This window comes from Blastomonas sp. RAC04, from assembly GCF_001713435.1.
GTDB lineage: Bacteria > Pseudomonadota > Alphaproteobacteria > Sphingomonadales > Sphingomonadaceae > Blastomonas > Blastomonas fulva.
In genome coordinates this window covers 1,360,088-1,374,788 of sequence record NZ_CP016460.1, presented here as the reverse complement: position 1 = coordinate 1,374,788, position 14,701 = coordinate 1,360,088, and the positions used below count along the sequence as shown (strand labels likewise).

General features: G+C 64.6%; 12 protein-coding genes. 6 read left to right on the top strand and 6 right to left on the bottom strand.

Features of this window, described 5'->3' with window-relative positions; all coding sequences use genetic code 11:
• Positions 1–54 precede the first annotated feature (54 nt).
• Both BSY18_RS07560 and BSY18_RS07555 read right to left on the bottom strand, forming a co-directional pair.
• Positions 55–2,406 (bottom strand): putative bifunctional diguanylate cyclase/phosphodiesterase, encoded by a 2,352-nt coding sequence (locus tag BSY18_RS07560; RefSeq protein WP_069050181.1) that lies wholly within the window; start codon positions 2,404–2,406, stop codon positions 55–57.
• 6 nt (positions 2,407–2,412) lie between these two features.
• Positions 2,413–3,057 carry a cupredoxin domain-containing protein gene (locus tag BSY18_RS07555; RefSeq protein ID WP_069050180.1) on the bottom strand — a complete coding sequence of 215 codons (645 nt, stop codon included), beginning with the start codon at positions 3,055–3,057 and terminating at the stop codon, positions 2,413–2,415.
• A gap of 164 nt (positions 3,058–3,221) precedes the next feature.
• On the opposite strand from BSY18_RS07555, the gene BSY18_RS07550 reads away from it, so the two are divergent.
• The 3 genes from BSY18_RS07550 (at position 3,222) to BSY18_RS07540 (ending at position 5,577) form a co-directional block, all read left to right on the top strand.
• Entirely contained in the window at positions 3,222–4,106 is an 885-nt protein-coding gene (locus BSY18_RS07550) for a DUF3034 family protein (RefSeq protein ID WP_069050179.1), read from the top strand.
• Positions 4,107–4,128: 22 nt separating this feature from the next.
• Positions 4,129–4,698 carry a group I truncated hemoglobin gene (locus BSY18_RS07545; protein WP_150126234.1) on the top strand — a complete coding sequence of 190 codons (570 nt, stop codon included), beginning with the start codon at positions 4,129–4,131 and terminating at the stop codon, positions 4,696–4,698.
• Between the two features lie 96 nt (positions 4,699–4,794).
• Entirely contained in the window at positions 4,795–5,577 is a 783-nt protein-coding gene (locus BSY18_RS07540) for a Coq4 family protein (RefSeq protein ID WP_117352968.1), read from the top strand.
• A gap of 42 nt (positions 5,578–5,619) precedes the next feature.
• Here the strand turns inward: BSY18_RS07540 and BSY18_RS07535 are convergent, their stop codons facing one another.
• From BSY18_RS07535 to cysD, 3 genes are read right to left on the bottom strand one after another with little or no spacing between them, the layout of a single operon-like run.
• Complete coding sequence (locus BSY18_RS07535) at positions 5,620–6,360, bottom strand: 3'(2'),5'-bisphosphate nucleotidase CysQ (RefSeq protein WP_069050178.1); 741 nt, start codon at positions 6,358–6,360, stop codon at positions 5,620–5,622.
• Entirely contained in the window at positions 6,357–8,261 is a 1,905-nt protein-coding gene (gene cysN / locus BSY18_RS07530; RefSeq protein WP_069050177.1) for a sulfate adenylyltransferase subunit CysN, read from the bottom strand. Before cysN ends, BSY18_RS07535 begins: the two co-directional genes overlap by 4 nt.
• A complete protein-coding gene (gene cysD / locus BSY18_RS07525; protein WP_054136413.1) occupies positions 8,261–9,175 on the bottom strand; it encodes a sulfate adenylyltransferase subunit CysD in 915 nt (304 codons plus the stop codon). The genes cysN and cysD overlap by 1 nt, the downstream gene beginning before the upstream one ends.
• Positions 9,176–9,264: 89 nt before the next feature.
• On the opposite strand from cysD, the gene BSY18_RS07520 reads away from it, so the two are divergent.
• From BSY18_RS07520 to BSY18_RS07510, 3 genes are all read left to right on the top strand, one after another.
• Positions 9,265–10,323: a helix-turn-helix transcriptional regulator gene (locus BSY18_RS07520; protein WP_069050176.1), complete on the top strand. Its 1,059-nt coding sequence runs from the start codon at positions 9,265–9,267 to the stop codon at positions 10,321–10,323.
• Positions 10,324–10,438: 115 nt separating this feature from the next.
• On the top strand, positions 10,439–12,835 hold the full coding sequence (locus BSY18_RS07515) for a M1 family metallopeptidase (protein WP_069050175.1): 2,397 nt from the start codon (positions 10,439–10,441) through the stop codon (positions 12,833–12,835).
• Positions 12,832–13,365 (top strand): DUF6702 family protein, encoded by a 534-nt coding sequence (locus tag BSY18_RS07510; protein WP_216094720.1) that lies wholly within the window; start codon positions 12,832–12,834, stop codon positions 13,363–13,365. Before BSY18_RS07515 ends, BSY18_RS07510 begins: the two co-directional genes overlap by 4 nt.
• On the opposite strand, the gene BSY18_RS07505 is transcribed toward BSY18_RS07510, so the two are convergent.
• Positions 13,340–14,674: an alkaline phosphatase PhoX gene (locus BSY18_RS07505; RefSeq protein ID WP_069050174.1), complete on the bottom strand. Its 1,335-nt coding sequence runs from the start codon at positions 14,672–14,674 to the stop codon at positions 13,340–13,342. The genes BSY18_RS07510 and BSY18_RS07505 overlap by 26 nt on opposite strands.
• Positions 14,675–14,701 lie beyond the last annotated feature (27 nt).

Genomic DNA, 14,701 nt, shown 5'->3' with positions numbered 1-14,701 from the left:
ACAATTATGCGTGTCAAAGCTGTCTGATGGGTTTGGCTGGAATGGCCAGTCCGGTCAGGCGACGCGGCGGGCCCGGGCGGGCTCTGCGGCATCGTTGGGCTCGGCCTGAGTGTAGCGCATGTTGGCGATCATCGCATCGACCAGCTCGATCCCGACCGGACGGCTGAACAGATAGCCCTGGATGTTCGAGCATCCCTGCGCGCGCAGTGCCTCGAGCTGGTCCTTGTCTTCGACGCCCTCGGCAATCGTTTCCATCCCCAGCGCCGAGGCGAGCGCGGTAATAGCGCCGATGATCGCCTGCGAGCTGATGTCGGTCGCCAGATCGTCGACGAAGCTCTTGTCGATCTTGATCTTGTCGAACGGGAAAGAGCGCAGGTAATTGAGTGAGCTGTATCCCGTGCCGAAATCGTCGAGCGCGATCCGGACCCCGCAGTCGCGCAGCGCATTGAGCATCGCGGTGGTGCGCTCGATGTTGTCGATGAACAGCGATTCGGTCACCTCGAGCTCGAGCCTGTTGGGCTTGAGCCCGGCCTTGTCGAGCGCCTGCATCACCAGCAGGGGCAATCCGGCATTCTTGAACAGCACCGGCGAGAGGTTCACCGCGATGCGGATGTCATCGGGCCATTGGCCCGCGCGCTGGCAGGCCTCGTTGAGCACCCATTCGCTGATCGGCACGATCATGCCGGTGTCTTCGGCCAACGGAATGAACTCGGCGGGTGACACCAGCCCACGCAAAGGGTGCTGCCAGCGGACCAGCGCCTCAAAGCCCATGACGCGGTTTTTCTCGAGGCTGAACAACGGCTGGTAATTCAGCAGGAACTGCCCCTCGCGCACCGCCTCGCGCATGTCGATTTCCATCTGATGGCGCTTGCGGGCCTCGAGATCCATCGCTTGCTCGAAGAAGCACGAGCAATTGCGGCCCTCCTTCTTTGCGCGATAGAGCGCGAGATCGGCATTCTTGATCAGCTCGTCGGGGCAATCGCCATCCGTCGGCGCCACAGCGATCCCGATGCTGGAGCTGGTCTCGAGCCGGTGGTCGGAGAGCTGGAAGGCGGAGTGGAACACCGCGCTGACCCGGTCCGCGAGCAGCGCGATCTTGGCATGGGGTTCGATCTGGTCGATCAGGATGGCAAATTCGTCGCCGCCCTGGCGGCTGATCAGCGCGCCGGGCATGCTGGTACGAAGCCGTTCGGCAACCGCGCGCAGCAGCTCGTCACCCACGGGATGGCCCAGCGTGTCGTTGACCGCCTTGAAGTTGTCGAGATCGAAATACATGATCGCGATACGGTGGGTGGTGGCGCGCCTGCCAAGCGCGAACTCCAGCTGCTCGGCGAACAGCTTGCGGTTGGGCAGCCCGGTCAGCTCGTCGTGCAGCGCGATATGGGTGATCCGCTCCTCGCGCTCCTTGATCGATTCGACCATCGAGTTGAAGCTGTCCGCAAGCCGTCCGACCTCGTCATCGGTGGTGATCGACACCGTCTCGCGCGACCCGCGACTGATCTCGCGCGCGGCGTTTTCCAGCGTGGCGATCGGGCGGGTGATCCCGCGCGAAACGAATGCGCCGATCAGCACCGAGAGGGTCAGGCCCACCGCGCTCAGTGCCAGCAGCAGATATTTGATCGGGTTGTATTCGGCCAGCGCGCTGCTCAGCTCATAGCGCAGCACCACCCGGGGCTTGAGGCTGGTGTCGAGCGCGGGAAGGGGCTTCGACCAGTACAGAATGCGTTCGCCATCGAGCCGCGTTTCGACCGGGGCCCTGCCGCTGGCCTGCGACAGGTCGATCCCGCCCGGCAGCGGGCCGGTCGCGCGGATCCGCGCTGACATGCCCGCAGGCGCGAGCCGCGCCAGTTCGCGCATTGCGGCAGCATCGAGCGGCCTCGCCAGCACCAGCCAGCCCGCCAGATCGGGGATGAGGATCGGTGCGGCGACCGCATTGTGATAGCGACCGCCCACCTGGAACACGCCGCGATCGATCCCTGAATCGACCGCCTCCCATAATGCGTCCTGTTCGGTCGCGTTCATCGGGGCGCCGGTGCTGATGAAGTCGCCCTGCAGCGGGATCATGATCGCCAGCGGCGCGCCCGCCCTGACCCTCAGGCTTTCGAGCGCGCTGGTGATGGTCGGCTGGTCGTCGAGTGCGAAAGCTTCGCGGAACCCGAAATCTGCCGCCAGCACGTCCGCGGATGTCCGCATCTGCCTGGCCTGGAGCTCCAGGATCTTGTCGAAGGTTGCGGCGTTGGTCGCCATTTCCTTGGTGGCCACGCTCTCGGCGTAACGCTCGACCCCATCGGTCGCGACGATGATGAAGGCGCCGAAGGTGAGCGCGATCACCACGCCATACCAGACCGTGATGCGGGTGGCGAGCGACCGGAAGCGTCCGCGGAGCGGCAGGGTGGAGGAGTCCATCGCGCGTTACTTCTGGGTACGCAGATCGACCGAGATCGCGCGCGTGGTCGGCTGGCCTGCAGCAAGCATCACGGCTTCCTCGTGCTCGCCGGTGCGGCTGCGCAGCGCGGGATGCCAGACCTTGACGACGGCCGCGCCACCGGGAAGCTGGGCGAGGCGGACCTGGCCGTTGTGATCGGTCTTGGCGGCATAGGGGGTGTCGACCACCTTGACATAGCCACGCATCTGGTCGTGGATCTTGCAGCCCAGCGCGACGCTGCCGGCCACCGCGAAGCTGTGGCTGCGGGTCTCGTCGCGACCATAAAGCTGGATGTCGATCTTGGCCGATTTGGAGAAGCTGTAGATGCTGTGACGTACCTTGTCCTGGTTGGGGAAGCGCACCGTGGCGCCCGCCGGGACGATCAGCGTTCCGGGGGTGAAGGCGATGTTCGCTTGCGCCATGTCATATTTCCAACCGAAGCGGATCGGCCCGCTGGAGGCGCCGGCCTTGGGGTACACCATCACCACCGCATCGCGGACGGGAAGACCGCTGGCCTGCCGGACGGTGAGCGCCAGCGTGGCGGGCCCTGCGGCCTGGGATGATGGCACGGCAAGGCAGGCGAGAACGGCGGCACTGAGGGCGGCAACGAAGGGGGCGCGGGGGGTAGTCATCCTCTCGGAGCTAGCCCGCAAGAGTTAAAAAGTTGCTGCTTCCGTTAGGAAACTCAACGGTTTAAGCCGTCAAAAACCGTGATTCTGCATATTTTACATTTGGCGGCAATTTGGGGGCATCATGCTTAACTCTTGGTTAGGCAGTTCTGAATTACCCGCCGGTCATGAACGTTCATCCTGCTCTGCGCACCCTTGCGTGCCTGATCGGCCTTGCCGCCCTTTCCAATCTTCCGGCGCATGCACAGGACCTGCGCAACGGCGGCAAACTGCTGCTGACCAACGGCGTGAGCACCATCGAGGGTTCAGGTGGTGGCGGGCTGGCCACCTGGAGCACGATCGCGGGCAATGCGACGCAGGAGGGCATCGGCGGGTCGGCGCACGGCACGATCATCGAACTGCCCGATTACAACTGGACCAGCTACGGCGTCTCTCTGGGCTTTTTCGATCGGCTGGAACTGAGCTATGCGCGTCAGAACCTCGACACCATCGACATCGGAACAGCGCTGGGCCTGGGGCGGGGATATACGCTTAACCAGGATGTTTTCGGCGCCAAGCTGAAGCTGGCGGGCGATGTCGTCTATGGCGATCCGCTGATGCCGCAGATCGCCATCGGGGTGCAGCACAAACGATCGAGCGACGATGCGGTCGTCGCCGCGGTCGGGGCCGCATCGCCGCATGGCACCGATTTCTATATCAGCGCGACCAAGCTATTCCTGTCGCACAGCCTGCTCGCCAACGCGACAGTGCGGTTCACCAAGGCCAACCAGGCCGGGCTGCTCGGCTTCGGCAGCGCGACGCAGAACAATCACAAGCCGCAATTCGAAGGCTCGATCGCCTATCAGTTCTCGCGTCGGTTCGTGGTCGGGGGCGAATATCGCACCAAGCCCGACAACCTGGCCATCGCGCGCGAGGATGACTGGGTGGACCTGTTTGCCGCCTATGCCCTGACCCGCAACGTCACGGTTACCGCCGCCTATGTCGACCTTGGCAGTGTCGCGACCGCCGAAAAGCAGCGCGGCGCGTTTCTTTCGCTCCAGGCCGCCTTTTGAAATTCCGGACAGGACCACGGACATGATCAGCCTCATCTTTGCCCTCACACTGGCCAGCATCCAGGAAATGCCGGTGGATGCCGTGCCCGACATCGCCAGCGAGAGCCAAACCGAAGCAGAAGCCGAAGCCGAAGCCGCAGGCAAGCCCGAGCCTCAGCGTGATCCGGTGACCGGGGAGCTTCCGGTCGATCCCTATCAGCCGTCCAATGCGCACGCGGGCGCTGCGCCGTTTGCAGGCACCGGCATGCGCGATGCCTTTCACGGGCAGGAAGGCATACACCGTGTCGTCAACGGCATGGTCGACCGCGCCATCGTCGATCCGAGGATTTCGGAGGTCTTCGTCTCGCATGATCTGGTCCGGCTGCGCCGCACGCTGTTCGAGCAGTTTTGCCACATCCTCAATGCCGGATGCGACTATACCGGGCGTGACATGGCGACATCGCACCGCGACCTCGGGTTGCAGATCGATGATCTCAATGTTCTGGTCGAGAACCTGCAGGCGGCGATGGCGGATGAACGGGTCGGCTTTGCCGCGCAGAACCGCTTCCTGGCAAAGCTTGCCCCGATGAAGCGCGATGTCGTCACTCGCTGATCACTCTGGCCCTGCGCAGGCGGGGCATTTCCAAACCGCTGCGGGCATGATATTGACACAGGTGTAAGTCCAGACTCCACTCGCCGATCAGGTGCCATGATGACAGACGCCGTGTTTCGCCATCCCGACCGCCCCGTGCCGAAGTTTCGGCCCTTCAAGGCGATGCACCATTTCCGCAAGCTGGTGGCGGACAAGGAAGACACCGAGCAGGTGTTCCACATCTTCCAGTGCCTCCCGCGGATGGGCCTTGTCGATGAGGCGAAGGCCTTCGTCTACAGCGATTTCGGCAAGGCGCTGCGCGAGAGCGAACCCTATCTCCCCGATCTGCTCGACGATCATGCAAGGCTGCGCGCCATGCCCAAGGGGAGCGTCGCGCATGCCTATGTCGATTTCATGGAGCGCGAGGGGCTGAGCGCTGCCGGGCTGGTCGAGGAATACGACCGGTTCCAGCGGGGCCGTCGCTATGGCGACCTGATCGAATGGTACATCAACCGGCTGCGCGACACGCACGACCTGCTGCATGTGCTCACCGGCTATGGCCGCGATGCGCTGGGCGAGCAGTGTGTGCTGGCGTTCACCTATGGCCAGAACCCCGCGCCCGGCAACATCTTCATCGCCTATATGGGCGCACTCAACATGACCCGGACGGTGCGCAGCGATGCGCCGGTGTTCAAGGCGATCGGCGAGGCGAAGCGGCTGGGCAAGGCGTGCCCGCGCATTTCCGAGCAGTCGATCGCGTCGCTGCTCGCCGAGCCGCTGGCCCAGGCCCGCAAGCGGCTGAACATCACCCCGGCGGCGTTTTACGGGATGGCGCACGACCGGCTGCGTGCGCGCGGCATCGATCCTTATGACCTGCTCGGCAAGGCCCGGACTGCCTGAGCGTCGCTCAGGCAGTCTGAGGCTGTCTTCGCGCGCCCACTATCAGTCGGTGAGCGCGCGCATCGCCATGAGCACCCGCTCGGTCCATTCCGGGCGGCAGATCAGCAGGTCGGGCATGTAGGTGTCGGCCTGGTTGTAGACGAGGGGCGTTCCGTCGGCGCGGCTGACGTGGAGCCCATGCGCTGCGGCGACCGCGACCGGGGCGCAGCTGTCCCATTCGAACTGGCCGCCGGTGTGCAGATAGATTTCCGCCTCGCCGCGCACGATCGCCATCGCCTTGGCGCCCGCGCTGCCCATCGGCAGAAGTTCGGCCGCCAGCGTCTCGGCTACCGCGAGCGCCTCTTTCGCGGGGCGGGTTCGGCTGACAACCATGCGCGGAATGGGCGCGCCCGGCGGCAGCGGCTGGGGCCGGTCGCTGCGCAACACGACATCAAGCGCGGGCAACGCAACCGCACCGATACTGGCGACCCCATCGATAGATAGCCCGATATGCACCGCCCAGTCGGCGCGCTCCTCGCCATATTCGCGGGTGCCATCGACCGGATCGATGATCCACACGCGGCGGTGCGCGAGCCGCTCCAGATTGTCCTTTTCCTCTTCGGACAACAGGCCGTCATCGGGCCGCTGCTGGCGCAGGGCATGGACCAGCAGCTGGTTCGCGGTCTGGTCGCCGGCCTTGCCCAGCGATGCGCCTGACACCAGCCCCGATTGCCTGACGTCGAGCAGGATGCGGCCTGCGGTGTGCGCCAGGTGCGCGGCAAGGTCGCCATCGGTCATACTCATTTCAGCGGCATCAGCTGGCGAATGATATGCTCGGCGGCTTCCCCAGGCGTCATTGCGACCGTATTGACGCGGATGTCAGGGGCTTCGGGCGGCTCATACGGGCTGTCGATCCCGGTGAAGTTCTTGAGCGCGCCCGCACGGGCCTTTTTGTAGAGGCCCTTGACGTCGCGCGCCTCGGCGACCTCGAGCGGGGTATCGACGAAGATCTCGATGAACTCGCCCTCGGGCAGCATCTTGCGTACCATTTCGCGTTCGGCGCGGAACGGGCTGATGAATGCGGTGAGCACGATCAGACCGGCATCGGCCATCAGCTTGGCGACTTCTCCGACCCGGCGGATGTTCTCGATCCGGTCGGCTTCGGTAAAGCCAAGGTCGCGGTTGAGACCGTGCCGGACATTGTCACCATCAAGCAGGAAGGTGTGCCGGTTCATCAGGTTGAGTGACTTTTCGACCTCGTTGGCGATGGTGGACTTGCCCGAACCGGAAAGCCCGGTGAACCACAGCACCTTGGGCTTCTGGTTCTTGAGGCCGGCATGGACCTCGCGGGTGATGTCGGTTGCCTGCCAGTGGACGTTCTGCGCGCGGCGCAGCGAGAAGTGGAGCATGCCCGCTGCCACGGTGCGGTTGGTGAGCTTGTCGACAAGCACGAACCCGCCCAGCGTCTGGCTGTCAGCATAGGCTTCGAACACGATAGGCTTGTCGGTGGCGATCTCGGCGACACCGATCGCGTTGAGCTCGAGCGTCTTGCACGCAAGATGCTCAAGCGTGTTGACGTTGACGGTGTATTTGGGCTGCTGCACAGTGACCGACACGGTCTGGGTGCCGAGCTTGAGCCAATAGGACCGGCCCACCAGCATCGCCTCGTCGTCCATCCACACGATGGTCGCCTCGAACTGATCGGCTACCTGGGGCGGGTTGTCCGCGGTGGCGATGACATCGCCGCGCGAACAGTCGATCTCGTCGGCGAGGCACAATGTGACCGACTGGCCCGCAACCGCCTCGTCGAGATCGCCCTCAAGCGTGACGATGCGGCTGATGTTGCTGGTCTTGCCCGAGGGCAGCACGCGCACGGCATCGCCTGGCCTCACTGATCCACCAGCGATCAGCCCGGAAAAGCCCCGGAAATCGAGATTGGGGCGGTTGACCCACTGGACTGGCATGCGGAACGGGCGCGTCTGTTCCTGCGCGCTGTTCACTTCGACCTCTTCGAGATGCGCGATCAGGCTGGGGCCAGAGTACCAGGGCGTGTTGGCCGAGGGGGCGGTGATGTTGTCGCCCTTGAAGCCGCTGATCGGCATCGCGGTGAAATCGGTGATGCCGATGCTGGTGGCAAATTCGCGATATTCGGCAACGATCTCGTCGAAGCGGGTCTGGCTGTAGTCCACCAGATCCATCTTGTTGACCGCCAGCACGATGTTGCGGATGCCGATGAGGTGCGCGAGATAGCTGTGCCGCCGCGTCTGGGTGAGCACGCCCTTGCGCGCATCGATCAGAATCACGGCAAGGTCCGCGGTCGAGGCGCCGGTGACCATGTTGCGGGTGTACTGTTCATGCCCCGGGGTGTCCGCGACGATGAACTTGCGCTTTTCGGTGTTGAAGAAGCGATAGGCGACATCGATGGTGATGCCCTGCTCGCGCTCGGCTGCGAGGCCATCGACCAGCAGCGCAAAGTCGATCTCCTGCCCCTGGGTGCCGACGCGCTTGCTGTCCGCCTCGAGCGCGGCGAGCTGGTCCTCGAAGATCATCTTGCTGTCGTACAGCAGCCGTCCGATCAGCGTCGACTTGCCATCGTCCACCGATCCGCAGGTGATGAAGCGCAGCATCGTCTTGTGCTGGTGGACGTCGAGATAGGCGTGGATGTCCTCGGCGATGAGAGCCTCGGTCTGATAAGCGTTGTCCATCAGAAATAGCCCTCCTGCTTCTTCTTTTCCATGCCCGCGCCGCCGGCATCCTTGTCGATCACCCGGCCCTGACGTTCCGAGGTGGTGGTGAGCAGCGTTTCCTGGATGACCTCGGGCAGCGTGCTCGCGGTGCTCTCGACCGCGCCGGTGAGCGGGAAGCAGCCCAAGGTGCGGAAGCGGATCGACCGATCGGTGATCTCTGGCGTGCGGCCCAGCACCCGAGTCAGCCGCTCGACATCATCGGCCATGAACAGCTGCCCCTCCCATTCAAAGGTCGGGCGGACGGCGGCAAAATAGAGCGGCACGATCGGCACATCGTTGAGCTGGATGTACTGCCAGATGTCGAGTTCGGTCCAGTTGCTGATCGGGAAGACGCGGATGCTCTCGCCCTTGTTCTTGCGGGCGTTGTAGAGGTTCCACAGTTCGGGACGCTGGTTCTTGGGGTCCCAGCCATGGCTTGCGGTGCGGAACGAGAAGATGCGCTCCTTGGCGCGGCTCTTTTCCTCGTCGCGCCGCGCACCACCAAAGGCCGCGTCGAACCCGTGCAGGTCGAGCGCCTGTTTGAGGCCTTCTGTCTTCCACATGTCGGTGTGCAGCGGGCCATGGTCGAAAGGGTTGATCCCGCGCTCAGCGGCTTCGGGGTTCTGGTAGACCAGCAGCTCCATCCCGCTCTCGCGAGCCATCCGGTCGCGCAGCGCGTACATGTCCTTGAACTTCCAGGTGGTATCGACGTGCAGCAGCGGGAAGGGCGGCGGCGAGGGATAGAATGCCTTGCGCGCCAGATGCAGCATCACCGCGCTGTCCTTGCCCACCGAATACAGCATCACCGGCTTTTCCGCCTGAGCCACCACTTCGCGCATGATGTGGATCGCTTCGGCCTCGAGTCGTTCGAGATGGGTCAGGGTGCGGGTCATCGCGTGGTTGGCTCCGTGTTTCGTGATCATCGCAATGGCATAGTGTGTAGGGGCTTGAACCTCCCAGATGGGAGGGTAGAAGCAATGCCATGCGTTTTGACGATGGCCTGCTGGAATCGCTGCATGAGGGGATGTTCGAAACCCCCCTGTGGGACGGATTCCTGAAACGCTTGCGCGTGGCGGCGGGTGCGACCTGCACCATGCTTGTGATCCGTCCAGAGGGTCAGTCCGACGTGGCTGAGCTGCTGGCAGGCGAAGGTCCGACCGCCGCGCTGAAGGGCCTCATGCTGGCGGCTCAGATGCGCGAGGGCCGGGGGTATGCGCTCGATGACCTGCTGGAGGCGGCCAACCGGCATGATCGCGATCAGGTGCGCCAGGCCATGCAGGCTGCGCGGATCACGGCCGTGCGCGCAGTGCGGATCACCGAGCCCAGCGGCGTGGATGGCTGGCTCGCCTCTGCCGGCGGCCGTGCGCTCGGCTCTGCCTCCGGCGCGTTGCTGCTGGGGCTGGCACCGCATCTGCGGATCGCCTTGCGCAGTTTTGCCGCGCTCGAGCGTGAACGCTTTCGCTCGGCCGTCACCGGAGAGGCCTTCAACAGGCTCAAGATCGCCTGGCTCACGCTGGACACGCAGGGACGGATCGTCGAATCGACGCAGAACATGGAGCAGATGTTCCAGTGGGGCACACTGCTGCGGCGCGGCCGATACGACCGCCTTGTGCCTGCATCGCCATCCGTCGATCGCCAGCTCGCCGCCTATCTCAAGCAGGTGGCATCGGGCCGGACGATGCGTCCTCTGGCGATCCGGCTCAGCCAGGATCCGTGGCTCGACATGCTGGTGGCGCCGTTGCAGGGCGATACCCTTTCGGGACATCGGTCCGCAGCAGTCATCGTCTATGTTAGCGGCGACCGGCGGTCGCAGGCGGATCGTTGCGAGCAGCTGGTCGATCTGTTCGGGCTGCTGCCCAGCGAGGCGCGATTGGCCTGGCTGCTGGCGCAGGCGACGAGCATAGCCGAAGCGGCGGAAACCCTGGGGATCACGGTGGAGACCGCGCGCAATTATTCCAAGAAGATCTACGCCAAGACCGGCGCGCGCGGCCATGCCGAGCTGGTGCGGGTGATCATGACCAGCGTGCTGGCGCTGAGTTAGCTGCGACGGGCCGAGCCATCGACGCTGCGTTCGGCATTGACCTGCATGCTATAGTGTAACATTCCTGTTCGCCATAACCAGACCGGGGCATCAAGCCCCGATAGAGGGGGTCGTCTTGCATCGTCACTTTACCGCATCCGCGTCTGCGCTCGCATGCGCCGTTTCCATCCTTGTAACGCCAGCGCTCGCCAGCCCGGTCGAGCAGACCAAGGGCAATTACGAGGACAAGTTCCGCCAGCTCGAGGGCGAAGACTGGCCGACCCCGACCGATTACCGCAACGCCTCCGGCGCGCCCGGCTACCGCTACTGGCAGCAGAAGGTCGATTACGACGTCCAGGCGCGGCTCGACGAGGCCAAGCGCACGGTCAGCGGCACCCAGACGGTGCGCTACCAGAACAATTCGCCCGACGCGCTGCCCTATCTTTGGCTGCTGCTCGATCAGAACGATTACAAGCGCGATTCGATCGCGGCGATGACCGAGACCGTATCGGGCGACAAGATCAGCCTTGCCGAAGTGCGCCGCGTCAAGCGCATGCAGGAATGGGAGGGCGGCTTCACCATATCTGCGGTGCGCGACGCCTCGGGCAAGGCTCTGCCGTTCACCGTGGTCGACAGCCTGCTGCGCATCGATCTGGGGCAGGCGGTCGCGCCCAATGGCGGCGAAACCAGCTTCTTCATCGACTGGTCGTTCCCAATGGTCGAAAACAAGGTCGTCGGCGGCCGCTCGGGTTACGAATGCTTCACCCAGCCCGGCGAGGACGGCAACTGCATCTTCGAGGGCGCGCAATGGTTCCCGCGGCTCGCGGTCTATTCGGACTATGAAGGCTGGCACAACAAGGCGTTCATCGGCTCGGGCGAGTTCACGCTGGAGTTCGGCGATTATCGCGTCGCGCTGACCGTGCCTGCCGATCATGTCGTCTCGGCCACCGGCGTGCTGCAGAACCCCGATGCGGTGCTCAGCGCGGCGCAGCGCCAGCGGCTCGAACAGGCCAAGACCGCAACCAGCCCGGTCTATGTCGTGACGCCCGAAGAAGCCGTGGCCGCAGAGCGCAGCAAGGCCTCGGGCGAGAAGACCTGGGTGTTCGCGGCGGAAAACGTGCGCGATTTCGGCTGGGCCTCGTCGCGCAAGTTCGCCTGGGATGCGCTGGGCGTGAAACAGGATTTTGCCGAACAGCCCCTGGTGATGGCGATGAGCTTTTTCCCCAAGGAAGCCCGGCCTTTGTGGGATGCGTATTCGACCAAGTCGATCGCCCACACCATCGATGTCTACGGGAAGTTTGCCTTCCCCTATCCCTATCCTGTCGCGCAGTCGGTCAACGGTCCGGTGGGCGGCATGGAGTATCCGATGATCACCTTCAACGGCCCGCGCCCGGTGAAGGACAAGAAGACCGGCAACCTCACTTACACCGACCGCGCCAAATACGGGCTGATCGGCGTGGTGATCCACGAGATCGGCCACAACTGGTTCCCGATGATCGTCAACTCGGACGAGCGGCAGTGGACCTGGATGGACGAGGGGCTCAACACCTTCCTGCAGTTCCAGGCGGAAAAATTGTGGGACAAGGATTATCCAGCGCGCCGCGGCGAGCCCAAGGACATCGCCGAATACATGCTCTCGACCAACCAGATGCCGCTGATGACACAATCGGATTCGGTACTGCAGTTCGGGGCCAACGGCTATGGCAAGCCTGCCACTGCGCTGACCATCCTGCGCGAGACGGTGCTGGGCCGCGAACTGTTCGACCGCGCGTTCCGCGAATATGCGGAACGCTGGCGGTTCAAGCACCCCACGCCCTATGACTTCTTCCGCACGATGGAGGAAAGCTCGGGCGTCGATCTCGACTGGTTCTGGCGCGGTTGGTTCTATTCGACCGACCATGTCGACATTGCGCTCGACAAGGTGGTGCGCGCCACGCTGGAGCCTGCGGATGCGACCGCCGCTGCCGCCGCGCGCAAGAGGGAGCGCGATACCGAGCCGAAGTCGCTCACCGCCCAGCGCAACGCCGGGCAGCAGACCGTGGTCGAACGCGACCCGGCTACGCGCGACTTCTATGACGCGGTCGATCCGCTCGACGCCACCGCTGCCGACAAGCGCAAGGCTGCGGAGGCCTATGCCGACCTGACTGCAGAGGAAAAGGCCGCGCGGCAGGTGACCGACAATTTCTACCGCTTCAGCTTCGCCAACCGCGGCGGGCTGGTAATGCCGGTGATCCTCAAGATGGATTTTGCCGACGGATCGAGCGAGACCGCGCGCATCCCCGCCGAAGTGTGGCGCTATAACCAGAAGAACGTGACCTGGCAGTTCGTGACGGCAAAGACCCTGGTCCGGGCTGAGGTCGATCCGCTGTGGGAAACCGCCGATGCCGATCGTTCGAACAACATCTATTCAGGCCAGGTCGATCCCAGGACGTTGAAGATCGACACGCCCGAAGAAGGCAAGAACCGGATGAAGGATTCGGACATGAAGGTGCTGCCCGATTCGCTGCGCACCTATGACGTGCCGCCGAAATGAGGGGTTTGCGACTGATCGCCGGTGCTCTGGCGCTGGCCGCTGCTGCAACGTTCACGCCTCAGGCCGGAGCGCATCGCGGGCATGATGCGATGAGCGTCGTCACGCTGGCGGACAATGGCGCGGTCACCGTGTCGCACCGGTTCGAGGCGCATGATCTGGAACCGGCGCTGGCCGAGATCGCGCCCGATGCGCAGACCAGCCTGGATGATCCCGCTGCGATTGAGGAACTGAAGACCTATCTGCTCGCGCATTTCAGCCTGTCCGCCGATGGCGCGCCGGTGGCGCTAACCGTCGGGTCGGTCGAGATCGGGGTGCGCGATGTGCGGGTGGACTATACCGGCAGCGTGATCGGCAATCCCAGGGCGCTGGAAGTGCGTTCGACCATCCTGCGCGATATCTATCCGCGCCAGGTCAACCAGGTCGTGGTGCGGCGTGGCCCGAGCGTGCAGACGCTGCGCTTTGCGGGGGGCGAGGCCAAGACGGTGCTGCTGCGCCCCGGCCCGGTCATGCCGAGCCCCAAGGCCCGGTGATCGCAAGCGTCATCGCGGGACTGTACAGGTTGACGAACAGCGTCGATCCATCGGGCGAGAAGCACGCACCGGCAAGCTCGGTCTGCTGGCGGCAGCGACCCAGCGTGTAGAGATCGCCCGCCGGGGTCACCCCGCGCAGGTGGTTGTTCACGATCAGCGAATACTGGTCCTCGCACACCACGAGATGGCCGTTCGGCGCGACGGTCAGGTTGTCGCCGAAGTTGAACAGCGCCGGATCGCTGGATTCCACGAAATTCTGCAGCGTCCCTGGAGACGTGCGTTCGCCGGCCTGGCCCTCCGCCCTGCTGGGGCGATAGCGCATCACCTGGCCGAGCTTGGCCGCGCCGCCCGAGGTGCAGCAGAAATAGATCGATCCGTTGCCGAAATGCACGCCCTCGCCGCGCGCAAACCGCGCAGCGCCTGCAGCATGGCCGCGAAGCCGCAGATCGTCATCGGGGCTGTGGGTGCCGTCGAGATCGACCCAGCGCACCGGCCTGCCGGTGCCGCGCGGCAAAGTCACCTCGGACCAGTTGCGCGTGTCGTCCAGCCCCGGTTCGACAAAGGCCAGCGCCTGCAGCCTGCCGCCAGCGGCAAGCTCGCCGCGCCTGGCTGGGAGGAAGCGATAGAACAGCGAATCGTCGCGGTCCTCGGTCAGGTAGACGATGCCGGTCGCCGGATCGACCGCGGCGGCCTCGTGGTTGAACCGCCCCATGGCGGTGAGCGGGACCGGCTCAACCAGGCCCTTGTGCGCGGCGGGAACCTCGAACACCCAGCCATGATCGCGCGCTACGCCATTGCCCGCGCGGGTGACATCCTCCTCGCAGGTCAGCCAGCTGCCCCAGGGGGTGATGCCGCCCGAGCAGTTGCGGATCGTGCCCGCGAGGCTCTGATACTGCGCCTCGACCCGTCCGCGGCGCAGATCATAGATCAGCGTTGAGGTGCCGCCGGGCAGGGCGCGGCCGTCGTTGGTCCGGTCGTAGGCCAGGGCGACCGCGCGTTCGCCAAATGGTCCCGATCCGTGGTGCTTGACCTGCAGTTCGTGGTTGCGCACCAGCGCGACGCGGTGGCGATCGAGCGCGAAGCATCCCATGCCGTCGGCACGGTCGCCCACGACATGCCCGTCGTCCATGGCGTCGCCCGCGCGCGAGATAACCCGATAGGCATAGCCCCGCGGCAGGTCGATCACGCCCTCGGGGTCCAACACCAGATCGGCGCTCGACACGCTGGCGCCCAGCCCCCGGGCAGTGCACCCGGCAAGCCCGGCAAAGGCGAGCGCGGTCAGGCTCTTGGCAAACTCGCGGCGATCCATTTTCCCGCCCCTCTTGCTGGTGATGGA